Source organism: Paenibacillus sp. J22R160 (assembly GCF_059692135.1).
Genome location: NZ_JCAUAU010000001.1, coordinates 541509 through 564723 on the forward strand (window position 1 = coordinate 541509; position 23215 = coordinate 564723).

The following is a 23215-nucleotide window of genomic DNA, read 5'->3' on the forward strand; positions in this document are numbered from 1 at the left end:
CTCACATCTTCAAGCCTTCCTTTTCTAAGGCGATTTTTAAATCAAAGGGTTTACCATTAAATGAATTAATTGCTTTAGGCCTAGTCGAGAAAGTCAACATATCGAAGGCTTCCTTTAAATCTTTTTCCTCTATCTTGTCGGATCCATTTTTAAGTACAATTTTGAGAGAATAATATAATAAGTGATTGAGAGTACGCGGCATTCCTAGGGTGACATAGTAGATTTTTTCTGTTAGATATGGATCAGATAAATTGGAATTCTCAGCTAATGGAAGCTCACAATCCATATTTTTCAGAAAGGCTCGAAATTCATTGCTCTGTTTATCATCTGAGTATTTAAATCCCGAAAAAAATATTTTATGCGGGAATCGTTCATCCAATTGGTCATTATTTTTGAATATTTTGTTTGCTTCTTCTCTAATTCCACTAAACACAATAGGTATATTTACATCATTAAGCAGCTGTTTTAACCAATCAGCAGCTTTCTTAATAACACGTTTGGTATCAGTATCTACAAGATGTTGCAACTCGTCTATAATGATTAATTCAACTTCGCCGTCTTCTAAATATCTTTTAAGTTTAAATGTAAGATCCTTTTCAGACCCCTTATAGTAATATGGCTCTCCAAGCACCTCTAACATTTTTGATGCGACATTTGCCGGCTTTGAATTTGAATCTAACTCTACCCGTAATACAGGAGTAATTTTTGATGTACATTCGTGTCCATTAATAATTTTTTTCTTTTTAAAACTCGGATTATCTTCCTCATAGATTTTTAATAGAGTTGATTTACCAGCGCCAGTCTCTCCTAGAAAACAAATTCCTTTTTTGTTTGGACTATATTTCTGCAGGACATGACATTCTCGAATCGTCTCATATAGCTCTTCAAATTTTTTATGAGTAATTACTATAGACTCGAATACGCCCAGTCTCCGAGCTAATTCTTCTTCAGTTATTGAAATGCCTTTCAATCGTTCATAATGCCTCTTGCTCATGATTTCCTCCCCTGTACCTTACTTTATAGACTGGCAACGAGTCTGAGGCTTCAACTACTTGTTCTAAGTTATCAATGGAACACTCCTGAGACTGCTCCCTTCCTACAGATGGCTGAGATTTCTGTTGATTATCGACATCAACTCTACCTCCGAGGCTGGAGGTGCTCTTTAGTTCTTCTGCAGTGAGTTCCCCTACATATTGGAAAGTCTCGGGTTCTGTAATTCCACTTAATTCATCCAGCTGAAATTTCTGCTGCGCAAGGCCTTCTAAAATGTTCTTTTCTTCCTGTAACGTCTTGACATAGCCATTCTTTTTATCGTTTTCTTGTTCCTTCTGAATTTTCTTAATCTCCTTAATTGCTTGTATTACATGACTATCGTCAAAGCCTCTTGCATCACGCCCCAATTCGAGGCAAATTGCTCTTATTTGTTGAAATGGAATTGGAAGTGAAGGTTCAACACTGAATTCCTTTTCATAGTCCTGTAGTATACTCGAGTCAGCGTGCGCTTCTATAAACGAATGATCATATGGGTTCTCCACATACAACTTACGGACATCTGAAAAATCATAACGAATAACAACTTGTGTTTCTTCGCGCCCTTCCTGTAGAAGGCGATATCTTAATTTCATTAACTCATCACTTGTATACCATACTCTTTCTAGAACGACTCCTTTACTTTGAATAATTCTTCTCTCCCTACCACCGCAGAGTGCGAGTTTTATTTCTTTTTTCGTAAATGGTAGGTCTTTGGATAGATGTGGATTCTCCAGAAAACCTTTTTCCCAATTTTCGTGAGGTGTTCCACCCAAGCGCCTTTGACTGTAATTGTGTGAAATGATGTCAATGAATATTATATGAGCAATGTAATAAAACGCCTGCAAAGTAATACATGCTTTTCCTTCTGAGTCGTAGTGTTTACGTTCGAAAATATTCGAAAAGCTCGTACCTTTTAATGTGTGAATAATATCATTAAATGATTTTAAACCTCTCTCAACTGTTCCCTTTTTATGTCCAGCAGCAACTTCTGGGAACAGTGGATCGATACCAAAATAATTAAAGACGTCTTCGAGATCATATGAGTTATTAGACGATGCGTTATCAACGACGATCTCCTTTGGAATCCCGTACGCTGTCCATACATTTTTAATTTCAGGATATAGCTTCTTCACATAAACTTTGGGTAAGAAGCAATGAAGAAGACATTGTTTTATTGCAAAAGAATCAGGATGTTCGAATGTTATGTAGAAGCCTAACGGATTTCCTGAGTAAACATCGATTGCATAGATAAGCCAAGGTTTTTTAGCCTTCAAAGTAACCGGGTCAACTAAGTATAGATCAACAGGAGTCCAATCCAACTCAACTCGCTGTAGTGGTCGCTCGGGTTTCGCTGTGCTTTGAGAACCACTTTTTTCAAGATTAGCAGCAACGTGTCCTTCTCTAGCTTTCTGTTCTCGGTATCTATCACGTTTTTCCTTAATTATTCTCCAAACTGTTTGAAAAGATCGAACGATGACCTGTTTGTCAATTTCTCTCAATTCATTTATTTTATTGATGCTATCTTTATACTCGCCATAAACTAGGTGGTAGTTAACATGCTCACCACCATAGATGTTTTCATCCATGATCTTTCCAAGAACATCGAGTACTTCCTTTTCAGTTCTGCGTTTCTTGGGACCAGGTTTACCATTCAATAAGAACCTTGCATCACCGTAATCCTCCCAAAGTTGCTTCCAGTTATAAAATGTGGCTTTACATATTTCAATACCTTTAGACCGTAAATCTGCCAAATATACGTCTAAATTTATAGTGTGATAATAACCTTTAATTACTGGTTCTAGTATTTTTAGTTTCAACTTGATTATTCTGTTTTCCTCTTCGGTCAACTGCCCTAAATCAAGTTTTATTTTACCAAGTCTTTTACCTGGATCCTCAAAAGCCAATCGTTCTTCATCCCATGCCTCTTCAAGTTCACGAACATTGTAACTCTTAGTTTGCTTATATTTAATCAGTTCAACGACCACTTCATTCCGATCTAATCTTTTAACGACGTGTTCAACGCCGTCCATAAGAAACTTTGTTCCATAAGAAAAACTACATCTTGACATAATTATCCTTCCTTAGCTGACCCAAACACTTGAGTCGTCTGATAATTTTCGGGAAATCAAATCCGTATGCACTGTATTCGTGTAAATTAGCTTATATAAGTTGATCATTAATGTTGGACCATCGACCAATTTACATTTCTTTCTTAAATCTTGAATACTTAATGGCCCCTCAAATTGCAGAACAGTCTGAATATACTCCGTCACTACCGGATCCGATTCGTGACATTTCACTTCAAGTAATAAGGAAAGATTTCTTTGAAAAAATCCCGGTCTCACTTGATCTTCTGTGACCACATGATATGTCCAATTTCTCTCACGACAAAATTCTTGCCCAACAATGAACTTGGCCTTATTTAAATCAGTGTCTGTGTACTTTTTCAGCTTGACTTCAACAAGTAAGTAACGACCATCCTTGGTCAAAAGCAAATAGTCAGGGAAATATCTACGTCTAATTCCTTTATAGTGATACCTAATACCATAAGGCTGAAAGTAGATCTCTAATATAGAGGAGTCAAAATTACACATCTTTACGAAATCACGTTCTAATAAACTTTCCGAGTGAACAATGCTCAAGTTCTTGGACCTGGAAATTTTACACCTGTAATTAGGTCCTTTGGTTGGCCGGATTTTTCGGGCCGGTTTAAGGTTCATAGATCTCATCCTTATAACAGAATTCGTTAGAATCCATTGTTCCCAAAATGTAAATTCCGCAAACTTCTTTTGCTCAATACGCGATAAGAAGAAAAAATGGCTGAGTTAATGTAGAAATATATAGTATTAGACCGTGAAAATAAAGATGTAGACTTTCATTCGGTTACTCAACGTGGAGTTTTAAGCAGCAATCCTTTATTACAGAAAAAGGGAACCCCCACTTTCTGACGAATAAATATTATGCTGTCATCAAGTATCACTCGTTAAATCAATTGATAATGTATCATAGGAGGAAATATTGTGGTTCAAGTCTGTAAAATAACTGTTAGATATTTTATTTTTTCTCTGTCTATACTTATTTTTGCGAATTACTTTTCATCAGATATTGCGTATTCCGAAACAGACAAAGGGGATATACTCCAGATCTCTTCTGGATATTGTTTTAATCTAGCGTTACTTAAGGATGGAACCGTTTGGGCATGGGGCGATAATACATATGGCCAGTTAGCAGATGGCACTACCGGAAATGGTATGTTTTCGGAAAATTATCGTGCGAAACCACAGCGAATTTCGGAATTAACAGATGTTACTTCTATTTCAGCAGGTTCTGACTTTTCGATTGCACTAAAACAGGATGGAACTGTTTGGTCATGGGGACACGGTCACATGGGACAATTGGGCAATATTGAAAACATTGTTGTATCACCAAAAGACCTACAAGCAAATTGGATAAAAAACGATGAAACTAAACCTGTTCAAGTAAAAGATTTAAAAAATGTTATTGCTGTTTCTGCAGGAGGGACCCATGTCCTCGCGTTAAAAAAGGACGGAACTGTATGGGCATGGGGAAATAATATGTCAGGACAGGTTGGAAGCGGGGATTCTCGTGCAAAACATTCCACCGCAGTTCAGGTTATTGGACTAACTGATGTCATACAAGTTGCAGCCGGTACAAATTACAGTCTAGCCTTAAAAAAAGATGGGACTGTATGGGCATGGGGACTGAATAAAGATGGCTCCCTAGGTACTGGAATAATAAATGAAGGAAGTTTCCTTCCGGTACAAGTACAAAATACGAGTAATATTAAAGCAATCATGACTCTTGGACGTGCCTCAAGCGCTGCTATTACTGAGGATGGCTCTGTCTTTCAGTGGGGACCTGATATATTTAAATTGAAGGGCATGGATCAATCATATGTTCATGCTGTTCCAGAGATGGTACCCGCACTCACCGACGTAAAGACAATACTGCTTTCATCTCAAAGCAATTATGCGGATCACTCTGTGATCATTTTGAAGAAGGATAGCTCCATTTGGGGTCTCGGAAAGAATAATCTCGGCCAACTCGGCAACGGAAGTTACGAGGGGGTGTCGGAAATGACCTTAAATTCTAAAATTAATTCTATAATTCAAGTTAGTGGAAATCGTTATTATTATGACGGCACACACACTGTTGCATTAGACAATAATGGTACCGCTTGGGCTTGGGGATTCAATCAGGTGGGGCAAGTAGGCCCAGGCGGATGGAGTTTTAACGAACCTATTAAAGTATCTATACCCTCAATAATTAAAGTGAGGCTAAACGGAGATATATTATCTTTTCAACAATATCCAGAGATAATTAATGGGACAACTATGGTACCGCTTCGAAAGATATTTGAGTCGTTAGGGGCTACCATAGATTGGGATAGTATTACACAGTCCATTTCAGCTACTAGAGGAAATGTAACCGTGAAGCTTTCAGTCAACTCTGACACGGCATATATCAACGACGAAAAAGTGCTCCTTGATCAAGTCGCAGTAATTAAGAATGAATTAACACTTGTTCCATTGCGTTTTATCACTGAATCCTTCGGTGGGCAAGTTATATGGGATGCGAGTAACAAGCTAATAGATTTAAAGATATATTGATTCGGTAAGGTTGCCTTTAACTTGACTCGTAGCCTCATCAAGTTAAAGGCAATTAATGATTTAATTATTAAATTGCAGAAGACAGCTGGGAGGTTACAAACAATGTTCGGTCTATTTAGCAATCGAAAGAAAAAGAATGCTAGTATTTCGCTTGAAGAACAGATACTTACCCTTAAACAACTTGGATTTAAATTTAATCTCGTCGATGATAAAGATCTGATAGATTCATTAATAATACATTTTGAGAGAGACATCTATGAAGATGATCCCTATGGTTTGCTTCTTACAGTTTGTGGCGCTGAACTTATTGATGAAGAAGATAACGTGATACGATTTTCTAGTGACATTTGGAATTTTGATGCAGAATGTGTGGATGATGAGAAAATTTATTACTATCTAGTTGATCAGTTCACTAAACTTTCCAAGGGCGAATTTGTTTTAAAAAACGTGGAAAGTTCTGTAGATTTTGATGATGAGATAGCAAAGATATCTTTCGAGTATGATGGAGTGAAATTCAATTGGGATATAATATTCGAAGATGATTGGGTAGACTTCAATCTGTTACGAAAATTAGGGAAGTTAGCTTCAAAAAGCGATTCAAAACAGTATTACTACTTTAATGATGGTCAACATTTAACATTGATTTATAGTGATCGTGAAACCATAAAAAAACTAAATAGTTTCATGAAAAATGTATATGTTTTATTATCTTAGTCAATGTAACGATGCTTTTAACGGAAAACAATAGTGAAGGAGCTTGCCTCGCGGCAGCTTTTTTTGTTCATACATGTAACGGGCAGAATCGTGCAATAAGATGTTAGATGTTTTATGATAAATAAAAAGCCATTGAGGTGTAATGTGAAAAAATACTCTTGCCCATGTTGTGGGTATAAAACGATTGGCAGTGATGGGAATTATGACATATGTCCAATTTGCTTTTGGGAAGATGACCCATTTCAAAAAATGAATGAATATGATTTAGGAGCAAATTCAATCCCCTTGGTGGAGGCACAAAAGAATTATATTCGATATGGTGCTTGCGAAGAAAAAGCAACCCAAAATGTTAGAAAACCAACAATGCAAGACAAAAGAGACCCTGATTGGAATCCAATTAATGACAGTCTGTACGAGTTCAAGTTAGCTTGTCGTAAGTTCATTAAAGGTACTTTTAGCATTGCTGAATTAGAACATAGCTTATCATGGATAGCTGTGCCCGATGAAATTACAGAGCTCATAAAACATACAGAAAACGATTTAGAATTGATTAGATTTTGTACTTCTGATTTCAAGCAAAGAGATGAAGCACTAGGTGTGGTTAATGCATTGCTTGAAAAATTGAATATTACTATTGAAGGAAATAATTGACTTTCTATGTTAGGAAATTGGGAGTGATACATATTGCACAATCTTAATGATTTATTGGAATTGTTAATTGAATTAAGGAATTTGATAGACTCTCCAAATACTGATGTCACATGGTCGCGTTTCGAAAACGTTGAGGATGTACTAACGACCTTAGATACGCTCAAACAGGGGCTCAAACTTGGAGAAGATAAAGCAATATCTGAGCTAATAAACTTGTTTGGTCCAACTGGATCATTCCAAGAAATATCAATTGAGAGTGGTTGGGGTGAAAAATTTATCAAGTTAGCTACACGGTTCGATGATATTGTTGACTCCAAATGATTGTTCATATGCAGAACGATAGTTGAACAAAGCTGTGGCTAAGACTATTATTCAAATAGGAATGAATCAACTGTTCTTGCCATTGGATTTATTTTAATTTCAGAATTTCTTCTATCGATGATTTCAAAAAAAAGGTTCTACCGTTTGGAGATACTCGCGGGTAATAAGCCTCCAATTCTGCCTTTCTAAATAATTCATCGCCGAGTCTTTTCATTGCTTCCCTTCTTAATATGTAATCTTCAAAGTTATTACTTAGATTTAGAATGACACTCATTACCTCCGTTTTAAAATAAAGCTTTTTCATTGAACCCACTCTGGACGAATAAACCTCTTTCAAATTATTTTTCTTTAAAAAGTGATTTAATGTATAGAGGTCCCAAACACTCTGCTCTGAAATGTCATGTAAGCTAATATAAATATTGAACTTCTCCGAATGTTCTTTCAGTGACTCAAGATGGTAACAATCCACATCAACAATTTTCCTAACTGATACCTTTAAGTATTCACAAATGACTTCAAGAGAGGATTCATTTCTGTCTAGAAGTACAGCTAATTCCTTTAAGGTGTAATAACGAGGTATTTGCTTCAAATCTTTAATTCGATTCAGAACTTCAGGTATATAATCTTTATGTAGAATTTTGCGTTCATATCTAGGGTGCTTGATGATTTCAACCTTTAAATCATGAAGTAATGTACAAAAGGATTCATGATAAACATCACATTTCAATCTCAAATCATCCAAAGCTATATAATTAAGGTCCCATTGTATATGTTCACTTTCAAAGTTTGTATACCTCTTAAAACCTATTTCTTTACAGTAAGAGTTCCATAAAACTCTTTTAATGTTTTCATTTCTGTTATGATAAACAAAATTAAAAAAGAAAGTTTGGATTTTATCGTTGTTATCCAAGAACTGCTCTTTCAAAAACAAAATTAATTTTGTTGGCCAACCTGTTAATAATTGCCTAGCATTAGTCATTACCTCAAATTGAAGTTTTGTATCCCTGCAATAACCATTAAAAGCTAAACGCTTCTTTTCCGTGATACCCAAGTTTAGTTCGTAAAGGTTCGTCTTTTCTACCAAGTAATATGCTAACCACTGAGTTAATATCAGTTGTTCAGTGCGACTCAAGTGAAGTGACAAATAAGGTGAATCAACCCCACAGAATTCACCAGTTTCTTGTAAATATAATTCACCAAGTTGAGTCATATCCATTTCGATCATATTGCAGTCCTTAAGACTATAAGAACACTGGCTACAATGTCCCTTTACTGTATCGATTACTTTTATTTTCTCAAAGCATCTTGGACAATTCTCCAACAGAAAGACTCTATGTTGATAACAGAACGTATGGTGAGTCAAGCACCATTCAGACCTATGGTATACAACTGTTTGTAGGCATTGTGAGCAATACCGAGAATATTGTTTTGTTTTCCATTCAGGCAATGTTAAACCCTGCAAATACCAAACATAAGGATAAACTTCGTCTAATGATTTGTTTAATCCTGTAAGTGCAAAAACCTGTTCCAAATTATATTGAAGATCTCTTTCTTGTGTGTAATCTCGAATATACTTGAAACCAATGTCATTTATAGTACGGTGGTTTATGATTGCTACTCGATGAAGGTATCCTTCATAAGATTCATTGGAATACATTTCTACTTGGTTAGAAAACTCCATTTCAATAATCTCCCCAGACCAAAAATATAATAAGGGTAGGCAATGTTCCCTCATCGCCTACCCTTGATGTATATTTATTCATTTTTGCGCATGATAATCCATTCCAACGAATTTTGAAATAAATCGTCCATCGATTTTTGAAACAATTCTAATTATTTCTGGAATTTCACAAAAAACCAGGGGAACTCCCCCTGGTTTTCCTACGAACAGCGACTATAGCCACAGTTCGCGCAATTCTTGCACCCTTCGCTGTTAATCAGCGAAGCGGACCCGCAAGACGGGCACAAGTCCTTCGTCGCGGCGCTAGCTGTGCTGCCGCCATGCGCGGAGTGCCCGCTAGGAGCAACCACCGGTGCCGGAGCTGGCGCATCCAGCACTTCACTCGTCGCGGTCACGTAGTTCCGCGCGTCGTCTTGCTCGTTCATCACTTCGTCGTGCTGCTCGAGCGCTTTGGCAACCGCATCAGCGATAGACTCGACGCGGTTCGTGCCGAATCCAATGGCGCCGGAGCCGCCAATGCCTTTCAAGTGCTTCACGAGCAGCTTCACTTTGTCCCCATGGTCGCCGTAGCGCAAGAACAACGAGCACACGCGGCCAAGTGCTTCAGACATCGCAAATACGTCTGATCCGGCTTTGCCCACGTTGAGGAAAATTTCACTCGGCGTTCCGTTCATATCATTAATCGTGATATACGCCATGCCGAATGGTGTATTCACTTTATATGTTGCGCCTCGCAAAATTTGCGGACGGCGCTTATATTGCTTATCGAAAACTTGCTCTGTTTTCGCGTCAACATTAACCGCAAGCTTGCCTGAGAGATTCGTTAAGCTGGCTTCTTCCTTCACTGCTTCCGCTGCTACAGCAACAGGTGCTGCTTCTTCCTTCTCTTCTTTCTTCTCCTCTTTCTTGTCAGCGCTTGTGCTAAGAACCTGCACATCGCGGCTTCCATCACGGTAGATAGTGACACCCTTACAGCCGAGATCAAAAGCCAATTCATACAACCGTTTGGTCTCTTCAACTGTGAAATCGGATGGGCAATTCGCTGTTTTGGAGATCGAGCTATCAACCCACTTTTGGATCGCTGCTTGTGCTCGGATATGATCTTCAGCCGTCAAGGTCATGGAAGTTACGAAGTAATCCGGCAATTCCTGATTCGGATTGGCGTCTTTCCATTCTTGAGCGATCGGCACATATTGCTTATCGAAGCCCAGGCGGCTTTGACGGAAATATTCAAATGCAAAGTACGGTTCAATACCCGTTGAAGTGCCAACCATGGTCCCTGTGCTTCCCGTAGGAGCCTGCGTAATGACCGTTACGTTGCGCATGCCGCTCTTCTTAATGGCTTCGCCAACTTCTGGGAATACATGGGTCATATTTTTCATAAAGCCGCTCTCTAGGAACTTATCTGCGATAAAAGCTTGGAAAGATCCTTTCTCGCAGGCAATCTCAGCCGATGCGAGATAAGCTTCTCTTGCCATGAAAGCGTAGATTTTGTCTAAAAACACTAAGGATTCCGGACTGCCGTAACGAATTTTCAACTTAATCATTAATTCCGCTAAGCCCATTGATCCTAGGCCAACGCGGCGTTCCTTCTGCTGATTCTCACGATTTTCTTCAAAATGATAAGGCGTCTTGTCAATGACATTATCGAGGAAACGCGTCGAGTAACGGACAACCGTTGCCAGATCCGCCCAATCGACATCGTGTTTCTCCGCATCATAAAACTTCGATAAGTTAATCGCGGATAAGTTGCAGACTCCCCAAGCTGGAAGCCCCTGCTCCCCGCAAGGATTCGTACAAATAATCGGATTGAAATACCAGCTGTTCGACATTTGGTTGTAGTATTCCATGAATACAACACCAGGTTCAGCTGATTTCCAAGCAGACTCAATTATTGTGTGCCATACTTCACGAGCTCTTACTGTGCGGTAAGGCTTGACGGTTTTGCCAAGCTGTTTCCAAGCTTCCAAATTGCCGTCCCATTTGTCGTTATATTCAGGATCCGTCGTATCTGGGAAGACGAGTTCCCATTCCAAATCTTCCTTCACAGCCTTCATAAACCCATTGCTTACGCAAACGGATAAATTGGCATTGGTGATTTGCCCCATGGTTGATTTCACCGTAATGAAATCCTCTAGATCAGGATGCCAGTCATTAATCATCAGCATAAGGGCGCCCCGACGGCTGCCGCCTTGCTCGATCAAACCCGTTGTATAGCTGAACAAGCCGCCCCAGGATACTGCTCCGCTCGAAGAACCGTTAACTCCCTTCACAACAGAACGCCGTGGACGAAGGGAAGATAGATTGATGCCGACTCCGCCGCCGCGTGACATAATTTCCGTCATTTCAGAAAGCGTGCTCATAATGCCCCCTCGGCTATCGTGAGGAGAAGGAATGACATAGCAGTTGAACAGCGTTAATTCATCACTTGCATCCGCTCCTGCCGCAATTCGTCCACCTGGAACAAGTTTCCAATCATCTAAAATATATCTAAATTTTTCTGTCCATTCGCTGCGTTTCTCGGGTGTCGCTTCTACGGAAGCCATGGCTCCGGCCAAACGATCCCACAGTTCTTCAGGTGTCTTTTCTATGTTTAGCGTAAGCTTCTCTACCTTAGATTTGACTGTCTCACCGCTGCGTGTTCTTACTTGAACGATGTCGCCTTCACGGCTAATAATTTCGCCTACTTCTTTGGCTGGGAATTTGGGATCATCCTTCGTCAATACGAGCACGGTGTCCCCTACCTTAGCAAAGCTCGTATCCGCATTCTTGAGTGCATAGCGATCCAAAAATATTTTCTCGCTTAACCCTTCCAGCCTCTTACTTGATTGCGAAATCCCCATTGATAAATGCCCTCCCAATAAGCTACAGATTCAGCTCCAACTAGATTGAAAATTACAATATATGGTGTGAGAAATCCATTATACAACACTAGATATGGACCTTCGAATGGCCAAAGGACCAATTTTGTTTAATAAGACAAGTAAATATCGCTTTAGCTAGAATTTACTCTAAATCTCTCTTTATTTTATAGAAAGCGAGCAAGCTGTTCGTTGCTTTTGACGATAGCGGATTCCTCTGCTAACCTGTATTTAGGATACCACAATTCGCTTCCTATTAGAACATTTGTTCGTTATTTATTTTTGAAAATGAACTTCCCAAGTAAACACTAAGGAGATGTTGGAGACATGTATTTTTATAAAAATGAATTTATGAATAAAGCGGATATTCATCTCTCACCCGATGATCGCGGTTATTATTTCGGAGACGGTATCTATGAAGTTTTCCGACTGTATCAGGGCCAAATATATGAGCAGGATGCACATATGCAGAGGCTCGAAAGAACCGCAAGCGAAGTCCGGCTTACGCTCCCTTATACCATCCAAGAAATCGGACAAATTCTCACGGAGCTAGTGGACAGAAATAAGCTGATCGAAGGCACCGTATATATGCAAATCACCCGAGGGGAAGCCCCACGCGCACATCCATTTCCTTCTCAAGCAGAACCTATCATGCTCGCCTACTGTACAGAAGTGCCAAGACCTGTAACAACCATACATAACGGTATCAAAGCGATTACTTTTGCCGATATTCGCTGGTTAAGATGCGATCTCAAAACGCTCAATTTGCTGCCCAATGTCATGGCTAAGCAAGCAGCTCTCGATCACGGCGTGCAGGAGGTTGTGCTGCATCGTGAAGGTACGGTGACGGAATGCAGCGCATCTAACCTGATGATGATCAAGGATGGCGTGCTTTATACACACCCGGCCAATCATTTGATTTTACATGGCATCACCCGGGCCGTTGTTCTAAGACTAGCCCTTTCTCTAGAAATACCGGTTAAAGAGGAAGCTTTTTCGACGGAACAGCTTCTGGCAGCTGACGAAGCCTTTATCACTGGAACAACGGTAGAAATAACGCCGATTCTAGAAGTAGATGGCCACACAGTTGGAGCTGGCACGCCCGGGGCATATACCCGCAAACTGCAAGAGGCGTTTGTTCGCACGTTTTCATAATTAGCCATAAAAAACCTAAGGCAACTGCCTTAGGTTTTTTAAATCCTCACGCAATAATAAAGGAACTCCAGGGCGCTATTTTAGCGAAATCCACTGTTTGAGCTACGAAAGGGAACTCCAGGCCGCTATTTCGGAGCTTTCGTCCGATTTAGCCCTCATTTTGCTGTGATAAGACCCTGTAGTTCCGTTTCAGCTCCCCGACAGCCACTTTCCCCCTAAATAGCGTCCCCTAGTTCCCCTATTTTACTGGTTCAGCTGGTTCAGCTGGTTCAGCTGGTTCAGCTGGTTCAGCTGGTTCAGCTAGCCCTAACTTAGCTACTCTAGTTTCCCTAGATCTTCTAAAGTTACCTTGTACAAGGTAATAGATCGGGATCAACAAGACGCCTCCGCCTCACCATTACCGCCGCAAATTCCACTCATCCGTCCCATACTTTTCTTGCACGAGACGATCGGTCAACTCAACCTCATACGGTGTCAAAGACGCCTCCACTAGCTCCACACCCAAACCCAGTGCAATTTCACGGCGGAATGCCTCTTCAACTTGCCCTAAGGTAACAGCCTCTTTCCCCTGTGCCCGCAGCAGCTCGTTAATCGCCACAGCTTTTTTCGAAAAGCTTGTCTTCATCCGCTCCGCCATCTTCTCGCTCGAGAAACGCAGCATACGGAACAGTTGGTCCGTATCCATATCCAGTAGAATCGAGCCGTGCTGCAGCACGACGTTCTTTTGGCGTACCTGCGCGCTGCCGGCTACTTTACGCCCCTCAACGACAAGCTCATACCATGAGGGAGAATCGAAGCAAGCAGCTGAGCCTGCAGATGCATATTTCTCCTTCTCCTCATCGCTTGCAAGCTGCACCATCTCGGCGTTAAGTCCTAACGCGCGAAAGCCTTGCAGCAGTCCTTCGCTCAGGACGCGATAAGCATCGGTGACATTTCGGGGAATGCCCGGGTAATCCTCAGCCACAATGATGCTGTATGTCAGTTCCTTATCATGCAGAACCGCTCTGCCTCCTGTTGGACGACGTACGAAGCCAATCCCTTCATTCGCTACGGCCTCTTGATCGACCTCTGACGCTTTTTGGAAATAGCCGATCGACAGGGTTGCTGGATTCCATCCATAGAAACGAACCGTAGGAGGCACCAATCCCTCACTATGAGCGGTCAAAATTGCTTCATCTAAAGCCATATTTTCAGCAGGAGAACGATCTCCCGTATGTATAAATCGCCATGCTGTCATCGAAACCCTCACCCTTTCTTTCCTGCATTGCTTGTCAAAAGACAACGTCTATCATACCACATAATCACCTTCTGTTACGATTCCTCCCCCTCTTCAAGCTCCCGCCTAATCTCCTCGTCTGTTTTGCAATGGAAAAGTTATGAAAGCGCCTCTTATGGACATACTAACACGTATTCGGCGTTTAGCGTCCGTGCATCATAGCCAAGCAAAACTCAGTTTATGTTTACGAAGTCAGTTTTCTTACGAAAACTCTTAGGAGGGCACAACTATGCGTCAACATGAACAGCAAGAGAACATTCGCCCCATTCATCATCGGTTGGACATGCACTTTGAGAGGGACTGGTTTACTGAGCTGGATCATCGTGTGCGCGGAGGAGGGCCATGGGACGATTGGACCTTATACCAGCTGGCCTACGAATCGGAAGAATCGGGGCTTATTTCTACGTTTGATGAAATGCAGTGCCTCCCTCATTTGGGGCAGCTTGAGCCTATGGCTCATCAGATCGATACAGCGAAGCGTGTGCTCAATGAGATGCGCGGTCGAGCCATCTTGGCCGATGAGGTTGGACTCGGGAAAACGATTGAGGCTGGTTTAATTTTAAAAGAATACATGATCCGCGGTTTGGTCCGCAAAACACTTATCCTGGTGCCGGCATCCCTTGTCCTGCAATGGGTCCGTGAATTAAACACCAAATTCGGCATCCCAGCCATCGCTCACAAAAAAGCGTATATGTGGCAGCAAAGCGATATTATCGTTGCCTCCATGGACACCGCCAAACGCGATCCTCACCGGGAAATCGTGCTGGGTCTGGAATACGACATGCTTATTGTCGACGAAGCCCATAAATTAAAAAATAAAAAAACGACCAACTACACCTTTGTCAATGAGCTGCGCAAAAAATATTGCTTGCTGCTTACCGCCACACCGGTTCAAAACGATTTGAAAGAGCTTTATAATCTCATCACCCTGCTCAAACCCGGTCAACTTGGGGTGCACAGCTCCTTTAAGTCCAATTTCGTTGTTGGCAAAAGGATACCGAAAAATGAGATCCAGCTGCAGCAGGAGCTCTCCAAGGTGATGATCCGGAATCGTCGTGGCGATGGCGGTGTTCATTACACCAAGCGGGTGGTGAAGAACATCCCGCTGACGCTTTCACCGGATGAACAAGCGCTCTACGATGGCGTCACTAATTTCGTCCGCACGAGGTACGCAGAAAGCGGCGGCGATTTAAGCAGCATGCTTTCGCTCATCACACTACAGCGGGAGGTTTGCTCCTCAAGGGATGCTGTATTCATCACCCTCGTCAATTTGTTCAAAAAAACAGCGGAGGACTCTCCAACGCGTGCAAAAATATGGGAGCTTGTCGAGCTGATCCGCAGCATTAAATCGAATAGCAAAGCAGAAACCACCATGAAGCTTGTTCAGGAAATTAATGATAAAGTCATTATTTTCACGGAGTATCGCGCTTCTCAGGAATATCTGCTCAACTATTTGAAAGAGCATAAAATTACGGCAGTCCCTTATCGCGGCGGGATGAACCGTGGGAAAAAGGATTGGATGATGGATTTATTCCGCAACCGCGTACAAGTGCTTGTAGCAACGGAAGCAGGCGGCGAGGGAATTAATCTACAGTTTTGCCATAACATGATTAATTTCGACCTGCCGTGGAACCCGATGCGCGTGGAACAACGGATTGGCCGTGTCCATCGCCTTGGCCAGACGCATGATGTGAACATTTATAATCTATCTACAAATAATACGATTGAAGAGCATATCCTCTCCCTGCTGCACGAGAAGATCAATATGTTTGAGATGGTCATCGGACAGCTCGATACGATTTTGGAGAAGATTGAAAAGAAAGGTTCTCTCGAAACCTCGTTATTCCGTATGGTGATGGAAGCAGGGTCGAGCGCAGATATTCGCAGAAAAATTGACGAGCTCGGGCATTCTTTCTCCGAAATCAAAGAAGAAATTGAACAAAATCCTGTGTATGGCGCAGAGTTTCAACATATCCTTGATGCCGTAGGCGGCGCGCAAAGCAGTGAGGTCAGACCATGAACAAACGAAACGTTCATACCTTTGTCATGCGATTTCTTGAAGCCTATGATTGTACGATTTTAGAGAAAAGCCCCTCTTATGTCACAGCCAAGCTGTCACCGGAAGCAGATCGGGAAATGACTGGCCGGCCCTATTATTGGAGCTTCGTGGAACGAACCGGGACGCCTGCCGAAACTATGACCTATAAATTCGTCTTCGACCCGGAACAACTGAGGCTCGATACCAAGACTAAGGCTGCATCAACTGCCGTGAAGAGTCCGCCTAATACAGGCGTGCCTGCCGTACCGAACCAGGAGCAAGCACCTGACGGCTCCTCCGACAGCATTCTGGGACGTTATTTTGGCTTCGTTCCGACGACGATCACAGCGCGTGTTCCACAGGATGATGTCACTTTTGGCAGCAGGCGCCTGGAACAAATGTTCAATATCGTCCGGGAACGCGGGAAATTCGTTCATCTTTTTGAGGAGCCTTTTCCGACAGGAGCTACGTACCATGCTGCGCTTGTGTATGATACATGGTTTTGCGTCAATTACAAGGTTGAACTCGCGTGCGACCGCAAGCGAAGTGAAATCCACTCTCTTGCCATTCAATTGAACAACGGCGAGATTCGTGAGAATTTTCATAAACATCTGCTAACCAAAAGCCTTTCTCCTAAACTGCCTGCGAATAGTCATATTTTACCGGATACGATCTCGCTGTCCAAAGCCGTGAACTTGCTTGAAACGACGCTCGAACGCAAAGTCAGCACCTATGACCATAGATGGGCAGACGAGGCGAACGAGCAGCACCGCAGCGAGATTGACCGTGTCGAATCCTTTTACAACGGCCTTTTGCTAAACGCAGAGCCAGACAAAAGAGACGAAATCGAAACGCAATGCCGCAACCGCCTCAGTGAAATCGACTGGCAGCATAAGCCGCGTATTGCCGTTTCTGTCATCAATTGCGGATTGTTTCATTTAACCGCCGGGCGATCGCCTAGGAACTGACGATAGTCGCTAAAACCTCGCAAATTAACGCTGCAGGTTCTAACATTCTTTTTATAGCATAAGAATTACAATAGATTCATACAAATGAGAAGTTAGCGATAGGCAGGTGAACGCGGATGAAGCTGTGGACTGCATGGACAGCAACTTGCTTCCTATGTATTAGCAGTCTCTTATTCATACCAACCCAAAGCTCAGCGGGTGATAATCCAGATCGGACAAGCCTCGTGCAACAGACAGGACAACCCGCAGCCATTAGTCAATTAGCTGAAGCTGCGAAGCCCGCACCGGATCTGCGAAGCGAATCCACTTTAACAGCAACCATTGATAAATGGCGGGTGGCGCTCGCTCGTGAAGAAGGGTTCCATAACTGGCAATCGGCAGCTTGGAACAGCTACCCGCTTGGTCCCGGGACACATGGCTGGGTTGTTATTCTCACGGATCATGGCGAGGATGTCGGCTATATGATCGTACAAGCCGTAGATAATAGCTCCTTCCGATTAACAGAATACGGAACAGGTAAACACCCGCTTTTCAGTTTGACCACGCTGTATCGTTCTTTGGTACAGCAAGAACTCATACCTACAACAATTACTTATTCTGATTTTATCGCGAGTGAAACGATCGCCAAAGACCGCTTATATATGGACGGCTTAACCGCTGTTTGGAGAATCAAGCTTAACAATCAAACCTACTATGCGGACGCCAAGTCAGGTGAGGTGCTTCCAATAAAAGAAGACCCTACACCCAAGCTTCAGGCCGAAGATAACATTCCTATGACTACTGAGTTGAAAGAAGCAAATACCGTGATGCATCAAGCATTTGATCCCTATGAACGTATGCCTTGGATTGTCGGCTCACCGATTCCTGTCACAGGTCTGACTGAACTCCAAAGTGCTCTTGCATCCGATAAAAATCTAACCTATGTCACCGAGCTTTACGATGGTCAAGTTACTTTGCCACTCGCCGTATTGGGCTATCAATCATGGCAGGAAGGATCGCCTTATCTCGTTCTGGAGCATGAGGGACCGAGGTTCATCCAACTGCCAGCTGCCCTTAAATTGGGTCACATTTACTAAATCTAAAAAGGGCTGCCCTCAAGTAGACTAATCTACTTAAGGGCAGCTCTTTTTGTGTGACTTATTTCTTGGGTTTAAACTGGTCAAACAGCATCCGGGCTGCCAAAGGCAGCATGCCAAACCAACGTGTCTGCCACTGCTCGCGCTGCTCTTTATGCATCGCTTTTGCTTGTTGGCGGACATCTCTTGGGGTATCAATAAACGTCACGACCTGCTGTGTTATGTACTTGACCAAGTCATCACTTTTGGCCATACACCCACCTGCCTTTTCTCCCTAGTGTAACCAGAGAGCTCCGGGCTTAAACGGTTGAGACAGGTGGAAGACATGGATTCAACTGACTTTTCCGCCGCTCTCTCCAATAATTTTATCCGCAAATGTCTTAATTGTACTACAGCCGAGCAGCATCGGTTTGTTATCACACTGCAGCAGCAAGGTCTGCGCATTCATATCCCAGGCATATTGGAAACCGACGTTCATTCCTACCACGGTAATCATGAATTTACCCGATGCTGCGTTTGGAATTGTGAAGCCCTGTTTCTTGCCCACTTGTTGCAACGATCGAAATACCGAAGACGAAATCCCTCTATACGTCCAAGTACTGCAAGCCGCCATAGGTCAATCTCCTCTCTCCCCATATAGGATCACTAAATTGTATGAAGAGAGGGCTTAAATCGTGCTTGTTTCAAAAAAATCAGTCCAGCTCTTTGAGCCTCCAAACACGCTTCTAACCTCGTCCCTGCTGCATATATTAAAGTAATTTAGAGAGAAAGGGGTGCATCGAATGTGGGAAGAGATGCTCCTAACTGAACAGCTCAACATCCACATGGATAAATCCAACCACATGCTGGAATTGAAGCTGCGTGACCACGATCAGGAAGATACGTTCTCCACAGTTCTGCTAAGTCATGCTGAGCTCATTTTACTTCTTCATACCCTGCTGGAAATTAATCGATGTTTTCGCGGGGATATCCCATATTTTCATAACTAAAAAGGCTGTCGCAAAAGATTCAAAAAAGAGGCGCTCCCTCGGTCATTTAATGACTTGTGACAGCCTCTTTTTCTGAAGCCAAATCGAATAAAGGGAAAAAATCCCTTTATTTCAAGAAAGTCACATCTCTAGCGACCTAATAACTGGAAAAAATCCAGCTAATTCTTTTCATTAACCTTGTTTCCAAGCACAATCGTCCGCATTAACAGGAGAAATTCCATTTATTTGTGCATGTAGCTGTGTTATTCAAGGATTTAGCGGTAGTATTTCCCGTTAATCTAAAGAGACGCTGCCAAGCGCACAAAAGGCTGTCCCTCGGTCATTTAATGACTTTTGAGACAGCCTCTTTTTCATTGCCATATACTCGTTAGTCTCGGCTAATTCCAACAATGGAAGCCAAGAAGCGCAAGATGTACAAGAAGAGATTGATGAAATCCAAATAAATATTGAGTGCAGCCAGTGGAACCTCTTCGGAAGATACCCCATTACGGTATTGAGCCACATCGTACAACACCCAACCGCTGAAAATCAGAATACCGAGCATCGACCAGATCAGGTTCGTAATCGAACCAAAGTTAACGAACATGCCAATTACACTCATCAACACAAGGCCAATCGTTCCAGCGAACAAAAAGCCGCCGAGGAAGCTGAAATCACGTTGCGAACGGTGGGCATAGAAGGCAAGACCGCCAAAAATCGCCGCTGTCGCGAAGAAGGCACCCGATACCACGTTAGCTCCAAGCATACCCCCGTATGCCATGATGACTGGATATAAAGTTACACCCGAAATCGCAGTAAACGCATAAAGGAAACCATATCCGATATTTTTGCCGCGAATCCGAATAACGATGGCTGCCACCAGCATGGCTACTTCAGCAATGACGAAAAGCATAATCATCGAAGGCGGAACGACCATAGCGCCGATCAGTGTCCCCAGAAAGGATACCAAAAGGGAGATGGCAAACGTTTGAAGCACATGAGCAAAACTGCCTGAATGAGAAACCGTGACCGTTCTATCCACGAAACGTCAACTCCTTTTATTAGAAAACATGTACAATCTATACTATGCATTATACCTAATCTTCATGAAAACCGCTATAACGCCTAGACCGTAGGCAACTATTTGAATACGGCAATCATCTTAATAAAGATACGTTTCAAATGCGCACGAAGTTTCGCAGGAAACTTAAGAATAAGACGCGTCCCCCAACCGTCATAGGTCCCGCCAACTTCTGAGGCTAGAACGAACAATTCTTTGGTGATGGCATTGACGGTTGGAACATCAAGCGTATGCAATTTGCTCAGGTGAAGCACGTATGGCTCCACCTGCCGTGTCGTATCGAATTCGGAGACAATGACCCTGTAGCCAAGCGGACCCACTTTGCTTTTCATCTCATCCATCCGCGTTGAATCCGGAAAGTGCAGCCAATGCTGAACCTCCCTGGCTCTCTCCAAATTGTCCCCTCGACGCTTCAGCGCGTAGGCAATCTTAGCATTGCGCATCCATTGCTCCTCCAAAGGTGAAGGCGCCATTTCTTCCAGGTAGAAGCTCCAATCTACGTCCAAATTCATCGAAAAATAATAGCGGAAGTTAGGGAAATCCATCAGGATCCGCTTCATTTCCCGCTCCCAGTCCCAATCATCCTTGGCATAAAAGTACATTTCCATTTTATTATGGGATGAAATACGCCCTGCATATAGCGCATATCCCTTATCTTTCAACCGTGAAATGAGCTTGTCTTCAAGCTCGTAGAAGGCTTGCTGCGCCTTTTGCGTCGAGCTGTCCGAGAGGTCCCACAAGCTATACATATTAAATACGATCGTAATTCTTTGACCATATCCCATGAAAGGAGCCTTCTGCTTCAAAGCAGTGTTCATAAAGATTAGAACCTGCTCCCGATCTCGGATGCGTTCAAACAAATTCCAATCTTCTTCCATAGGATGACCTCCCTATTTCCTCTCAGATAATCTTTATTATATAAGGCTTAGTCCTAGCTGCCTACCCACCTGAGCATTATTTCCTAGGAAATAAAAAACAACCCCTTCAGAACCTGAAGGGGTTGTTACGGTTGATGCGATCAAGAGGACTCGAACCTCCACGGGGGTAAGCCCACACGGACCTGAACCGTGCGCGTCTGCCAATTCCGCCATGATCGCGCATCATATGGTGACAAAATTAAATATAACATGGGACTCGAAAGCTCGTCAACGAAACTTTTACAATCCATGCATAAATTCGAACCCCGCTCCTAACCCTATTCCCAAAGGAGGGATGACGATGGATAAGGAAGAAATCAAAGCTCTCGAGCCCAAATATACAGGCAATGAGAGGCATCTTACAGAAGGTGAAGCAGAAGGTATTGTACATGATCCAAATTACAAAAATGAAGAAGACGATCCGGCAGGCGTTGATGCCGTTACAGCAGGGCTTGCCTTCGGGGTTACCCGCAGAACATAGAGCAAGCGATCCACCGCATGGCTTTGTGGGAACTACAGGCCCTTATTTCTCTGAAAAGGCACATTTCCGGCAGTAAGGGGAACTAGGGTCCGCTATTTTTTCAATTTCACCTGAAAAACATGCCCTGGGGGCCGAATAAGGTCCTGTAGTTCCGCTCAGAGAGGAAACCGCTTGTTTTCCTCCAAAATAGCGGACTCCAGTTTCCTTCGGTTAAGCCTCAGCGGAATTCACGATGTTCAAAATCGGTGAATTCTCCGAGCCTACTGCCAGACATACAAAACGCCCCGCAGTATCCTCACGGATCAGTAGGGCGTTTTCTCATACAACTGTCCCGATGCCAGGATGGCCTCATACACCGTTCTTCCAATCATGTAACCCAGCGCAGTAGCCGTGCCCGCATAGCTGTACAAGTGGCCGCAGCATGTTGTGGCAATGAGCACCGCGTCCGTGGTTGTTCCAGTAGCTGGCTGTCCGGCCACTTCAACGCCTAACGCTTGAAGCGCAGCCGCCTTAGCTTCAGTCGCGGTGATGACCGCGCCAACCATCGCGGCATCGGTTAATTGCCCATCTATGACGATAATGGTATTAATCGTACCGGGATAAATCGAGGCAGCAGGCAACTCTGCCCCTGCCCTAGCCTTGTTCCCGAGACCTACCGTGACCCATGCACAAACATGCAAGGGATGCGTCCCGGTGTCGGCCACGGTCTCGGCCATGGTCTCATTCCCAGTCTCGCTCGCCTGCTCCACCAACTGCTTATGGCTCCAATCTTCAGCGCCGTCTCGCGTCCAGGTTAATGTGCGGTACCCAACATCCTTCACCAGCGCTGCGGTGAGCATACCAGCTGTTTCTCGAGAATTCAACCCTTCACGTTGGATAAAGTCGTCCATTTCACGAAGGGGATCAGCCTCGTTATATAGCTTGTCTACCTGCCGATTCATAGCGAGGTATGCAACCCGAATCCTCCGCCCCATGGCGAAGAATTCAAGGTCCGCATCGGACTATCGCTTCGAATTAACACGTAGCTGCTGTGAACGGATTTCACCAATTCCATGTAAACACCGGTGATTGGAACTCTATTCAGATTCATCCGAAGCATCATCCGGCTCGATCAGTTCTTGCGGAAGCATATATTCCGGTGGCCGCTCAGCCTCATAAGGCTGATACACATAGCTGCGTGCAAGCTTGACCACTCTGCGATTTTTTTTGCGGATTAAGACACTGTCATCATCCCAAGCGACAACAATGCCGCGGACATCATTCCTTGGGCTAACATCGCGAATAACGCGAAGCAATGTGCTTTCTACACGATAAAGATCCAATTGATCTTCTGTTATCATTCCTTTTACCTCCAACCATCCAGT

At 43.1% G+C, this 23215-nt stretch carries 22 protein-coding genes, 1 tRNA gene and 1 pseudogene; 10 read left to right on the top strand and 14 right to left on the bottom strand.

Annotated features, from left to right (window positions below; all coding sequences use genetic code 11):
• Position 1: 1 nt before the first annotated feature.
• Genes AC58UW_RS02205 through AC58UW_RS02215 form a run of 3 tightly spaced genes read right to left on the bottom strand, consistent with a single transcriptional unit; the run spans position 2 to position 3761 of the window.
• A complete protein-coding gene (locus AC58UW_RS02205) occupies positions 2–994 on the bottom strand; it encodes a TniB family NTP-binding protein (RefSeq protein ID WP_497419086.1) in 993 nt (330 codons plus the stop codon).
• Complete coding sequence (locus AC58UW_RS02210; RefSeq protein ID WP_497419087.1) at positions 975–3062, bottom strand: TnsB C-terminal domain-containing protein; 2088 nt, start codon at positions 3060–3062, stop codon at positions 975–977. The genes AC58UW_RS02205 and AC58UW_RS02210 overlap by 20 nt, the downstream gene beginning before the upstream one ends.
• A gap of 51 nt (positions 3063–3113) precedes the next feature.
• On the bottom strand, positions 3114–3761 hold the full coding sequence (locus tag AC58UW_RS02215; protein WP_497419088.1) for a Tn7 transposase TnsA N-terminal domain-containing protein: 648 nt from the start codon (positions 3759–3761) through the stop codon (positions 3114–3116).
• A 291-nt stretch (positions 3762–4052) separates the two neighbouring features.
• On the opposite strand from AC58UW_RS02215, the gene AC58UW_RS02220 reads away from it, so the two are divergent.
• The 4 genes and pseudogenes from AC58UW_RS02220 to AC58UW_RS02235 all read left to right on the top strand — a co-directional run bounded on the left by AC58UW_RS02220 (position 4053) and on the right by AC58UW_RS02235 (position 7349).
• Positions 4053–5663 (top strand): RCC1 domain-containing protein, encoded by a 1611-nt coding sequence (locus AC58UW_RS02220; RefSeq protein ID WP_497419089.1) that lies wholly within the window; start codon positions 4053–4055, stop codon positions 5661–5663.
• A gap of 102 nt (positions 5664–5765) precedes the next feature.
• Entirely contained in the window at positions 5766–6377 is a 612-nt protein-coding gene (locus tag AC58UW_RS02225; RefSeq protein ID WP_497419090.1) for a glycyl radical enzyme family protein, read from the top strand.
• Between the two features lie 114 nt (positions 6378–6491).
• Positions 6492–6776 (top strand): annotated as a pseudogene (locus AC58UW_RS02230) (CPCC family cysteine-rich protein); the annotation flags it as partial.
• 285 nt (positions 6777–7061) lie between these two features.
• Entirely contained in the window at positions 7062–7349 is a 288-nt protein-coding gene (locus tag AC58UW_RS02235) for a hypothetical protein (RefSeq protein WP_497419091.1), read from the top strand.
• A gap of 88 nt (positions 7350–7437) precedes the next feature.
• Here the strand turns inward: AC58UW_RS02235 and AC58UW_RS02240 are convergent, their stop codons facing one another.
• A complete protein-coding gene (locus AC58UW_RS02240) occupies positions 7438–9030 on the bottom strand; it encodes a TniQ family protein (protein ID WP_497419092.1) in 1593 nt (530 codons plus the stop codon).
• 200 nt (positions 9031–9230) lie between these two features.
• Positions 9231–11873: an adenosylcobalamin-dependent ribonucleoside-diphosphate reductase gene (locus tag AC58UW_RS02245; RefSeq protein WP_497419093.1), complete on the bottom strand. Its 2643-nt coding sequence runs from the start codon at positions 11871–11873 to the stop codon at positions 9231–9233.
• Positions 11874–12218: 345 nt separating this feature from the next.
• On the opposite strand from AC58UW_RS02245, the gene dat reads away from it, so the two are divergent.
• The gene (dat, locus tag AC58UW_RS02250) at positions 12219–13046 is read left to right on the top strand and encodes a D-amino-acid transaminase (RefSeq protein ID WP_497419094.1); all 828 of its coding nucleotides are present in this window, start codon (positions 12219–12221) and stop codon (positions 13044–13046) included.
• A 397-nt stretch (positions 13047–13443) separates the two neighbouring features.
• On the opposite strand, the gene AC58UW_RS02255 is transcribed toward dat, so the two are convergent.
• A complete protein-coding gene (locus AC58UW_RS02255; RefSeq protein ID WP_497419095.1) occupies positions 13444–14283 on the bottom strand; it encodes a lipoate--protein ligase family protein in 840 nt (279 codons plus the stop codon).
• Between the two features lie 268 nt (positions 14284–14551).
• On the opposite strand from AC58UW_RS02255, the gene AC58UW_RS02260 reads away from it, so the two are divergent.
• The 3 genes from AC58UW_RS02260 (at position 14552) to AC58UW_RS02270 (ending at position 18404) form a co-directional block, all read left to right on the top strand.
• Entirely contained in the window at positions 14552–16342 is a 1791-nt protein-coding gene (locus tag AC58UW_RS02260) for a DEAD/DEAH box helicase (protein ID WP_497419096.1), read from the top strand.
• Complete coding sequence (locus AC58UW_RS02265) at positions 16339–17328, top strand: YqhG family protein (RefSeq protein WP_497419097.1); 990 nt, start codon at positions 16339–16341, stop codon at positions 17326–17328. The genes AC58UW_RS02260 and AC58UW_RS02265 overlap by 4 nt, the downstream gene beginning before the upstream one ends.
• A gap of 116 nt (positions 17329–17444) precedes the next feature.
• Positions 17445–18404: a hypothetical protein gene (locus tag AC58UW_RS02270; protein ID WP_497419098.1), complete on the top strand. Its 960-nt coding sequence runs from the start codon at positions 17445–17447 to the stop codon at positions 18402–18404.
• 61 nt (positions 18405–18465) lie between these two features.
• On the opposite strand, the gene AC58UW_RS02275 is transcribed toward AC58UW_RS02270, so the two are convergent.
• The gene (locus AC58UW_RS02275; protein ID WP_497419099.1) at positions 18466–18657 is read right to left on the bottom strand and encodes a YqzE family protein; all 192 of its coding nucleotides are present in this window, start codon (positions 18655–18657) and stop codon (positions 18466–18468) included.
• Positions 18658–18735: 78 nt separating this feature from the next.
• Positions 18736–19017 (bottom strand): hypothetical protein, encoded by a 282-nt coding sequence (locus AC58UW_RS02280; RefSeq protein ID WP_497419100.1) that lies wholly within the window; start codon positions 19015–19017, stop codon positions 18736–18738.
• A 169-nt stretch (positions 19018–19186) separates the two neighbouring features.
• Between AC58UW_RS02280 and AC58UW_RS02285 the strand changes: the two genes are divergently transcribed.
• Positions 19187–19393 (top strand): hypothetical protein, encoded by a 207-nt coding sequence (locus tag AC58UW_RS02285; protein WP_497419101.1) that lies wholly within the window; start codon positions 19187–19189, stop codon positions 19391–19393.
• Positions 19394–19760: 367 nt separating this feature from the next.
• Here the strand turns inward: AC58UW_RS02285 and AC58UW_RS02290 are convergent, their stop codons facing one another.
• The 3 genes from AC58UW_RS02290 to AC58UW_RS02300 all read right to left on the bottom strand — a co-directional run bounded on the left by AC58UW_RS02290 (position 19761) and on the right by AC58UW_RS02300 (position 21550).
• Positions 19761–20414: a Bax inhibitor-1/YccA family protein gene (locus tag AC58UW_RS02290; protein WP_145662623.1), complete on the bottom strand. Its 654-nt coding sequence runs from the start codon at positions 20412–20414 to the stop codon at positions 19761–19763.
• A 98-nt stretch (positions 20415–20512) separates the two neighbouring features.
• Positions 20513–21331, bottom strand: coding sequence for a DUF695 domain-containing protein (locus AC58UW_RS02295; protein WP_497419102.1), 819 nt, complete (start codon positions 21329–21331; stop codon positions 20513–20515).
• 135 nt (positions 21332–21466) lie between these two features.
• Positions 21467–21550: transfer RNA gene (locus AC58UW_RS02300), tRNA-Leu, on the bottom strand.
• 121 nt (positions 21551–21671) lie between these two features.
• Between AC58UW_RS02300 and AC58UW_RS02305 the strand changes: the two genes are divergently transcribed.
• Positions 21672–21851: a hypothetical protein gene (locus AC58UW_RS02305; protein ID WP_145662629.1), complete on the top strand. Its 180-nt coding sequence runs from the start codon at positions 21672–21674 to the stop codon at positions 21849–21851.
• A 302-nt stretch (positions 21852–22153) separates the two neighbouring features.
• On the opposite strand, the gene AC58UW_RS02310 is transcribed toward AC58UW_RS02305, so the two are convergent.
• Genes AC58UW_RS02310 through AC58UW_RS02320 form a run of 3 tightly spaced genes read right to left on the bottom strand, consistent with a single transcriptional unit; the run spans position 22154 to position 23191 of the window.
• Complete coding sequence (locus tag AC58UW_RS02310) at positions 22154–22792, bottom strand: adenosylcobinamide amidohydrolase (protein WP_497419103.1); 639 nt, start codon at positions 22790–22792, stop codon at positions 22154–22156.
• Positions 22789–22941: a hypothetical protein gene (locus AC58UW_RS02315; RefSeq protein WP_497419104.1), complete on the bottom strand. Its 153-nt coding sequence runs from the start codon at positions 22939–22941 to the stop codon at positions 22789–22791. The genes AC58UW_RS02310 and AC58UW_RS02315 overlap by 4 nt, the downstream gene beginning before the upstream one ends.
• Positions 22928–23191: a hypothetical protein gene (locus tag AC58UW_RS02320; protein ID WP_477502193.1), complete on the bottom strand. Its 264-nt coding sequence runs from the start codon at positions 23189–23191 to the stop codon at positions 22928–22930. Before AC58UW_RS02320 ends, AC58UW_RS02315 begins: the two co-directional genes overlap by 14 nt.
• Positions 23192–23215: the final 24 nt, after the last annotated feature.

Coding starts and splice junctions, on each gene's coding strand:
- AC58UW_RS02205 (WP_497419086.1), bottom strand. CDS start 994: ATGAGCAAGAGGCATTATGAACGATTGAAAGGCATTTCAATAACTGAA.
- AC58UW_RS02210 (WP_497419087.1), bottom strand. CDS start 3,062: ATGGACGGCGTTGAACACGTCGTTAAAAGATTAGATCGGAATGAAGTG.
- AC58UW_RS02215 (WP_497419088.1), bottom strand. CDS start 3,761: ATGAGATCTATGAACCTTAAACCGGCCCGAAAAATCCGGCCAACCAAA.
- AC58UW_RS02225 (WP_497419090.1), top strand. CDS start 5,766: ATGTTCGGTCTATTTAGCAATCGAAAGAAAAAGAATGCTAGTATTTCG.
- AC58UW_RS02240 (WP_497419092.1), bottom strand. CDS start 9,030: ATGGAGTTTTCTAACCAAGTAGAAATGTATTCCAATGAATCTTATGAA.
- AC58UW_RS02245 (WP_497419093.1), bottom strand. CDS start 11,873: ATGGGGATTTCGCAATCAAGTAAGAGGCTGGAAGGGTTAAGCGAGAAA.
- dat (WP_497419094.1), top strand. CDS start 12,219: ATGTATTTTTATAAAAATGAATTTATGAATAAAGCGGATATTCATCTC.
- AC58UW_RS02255 (WP_497419095.1), bottom strand. CDS start 14,283: ATGACAGCATGGCGATTTATACATACGGGAGATCGTTCTCCTGCTGAA.
- AC58UW_RS02260 (WP_497419096.1), top strand. CDS start 14,552: ATGCGTCAACATGAACAGCAAGAGAACATTCGCCCCATTCATCATCGG.
- AC58UW_RS02265 (WP_497419097.1), top strand. CDS start 16,339: ATGAACAAACGAAACGTTCATACCTTTGTCATGCGATTTCTTGAAGCC.
- AC58UW_RS02270 (WP_497419098.1), top strand. CDS start 17,445: ATGAAGCTGTGGACTGCATGGACAGCAACTTGCTTCCTATGTATTAGC.
- AC58UW_RS02275 (WP_497419099.1), bottom strand. CDS start 18,657: ATGGCCAAAAGTGATGACTTGGTCAAGTACATAACACAGCAGGTCGTG.
- AC58UW_RS02280 (WP_497419100.1), bottom strand. CDS start 19,017: ATGGCGGCTTGCAGTACTTGGACGTATAGAGGGATTTCGTCTTCGGTA.
- AC58UW_RS02285 (WP_497419101.1), top strand. CDS start 19,187: ATGTGGGAAGAGATGCTCCTAACTGAACAGCTCAACATCCACATGGAT.
- AC58UW_RS02295 (WP_497419102.1), bottom strand. CDS start 21,331: ATGGAAGAAGATTGGAATTTGTTTGAACGCATCCGAGATCGGGAGCAG.
- AC58UW_RS02305 (WP_145662629.1), top strand. CDS start 21,672: ATGGATAAGGAAGAAATCAAAGCTCTCGAGCCCAAATATACAGGCAAT.
- AC58UW_RS02310 (WP_497419103.1), bottom strand. CDS start 22,792: ATGAATCGGCAGGTAGACAAGCTATATAACGAGGCTGATCCCCTTCGT.
- AC58UW_RS02315 (WP_497419104.1), bottom strand. CDS start 22,941: ATGAATCTGAATAGAGTTCCAATCACCGGTGTTTACATGGAATTGGTG.
- AC58UW_RS02320 (WP_477502193.1), bottom strand. CDS start 23,191: ATGATAACAGAAGATCAATTGGATCTTTATCGTGTAGAAAGCACATTG.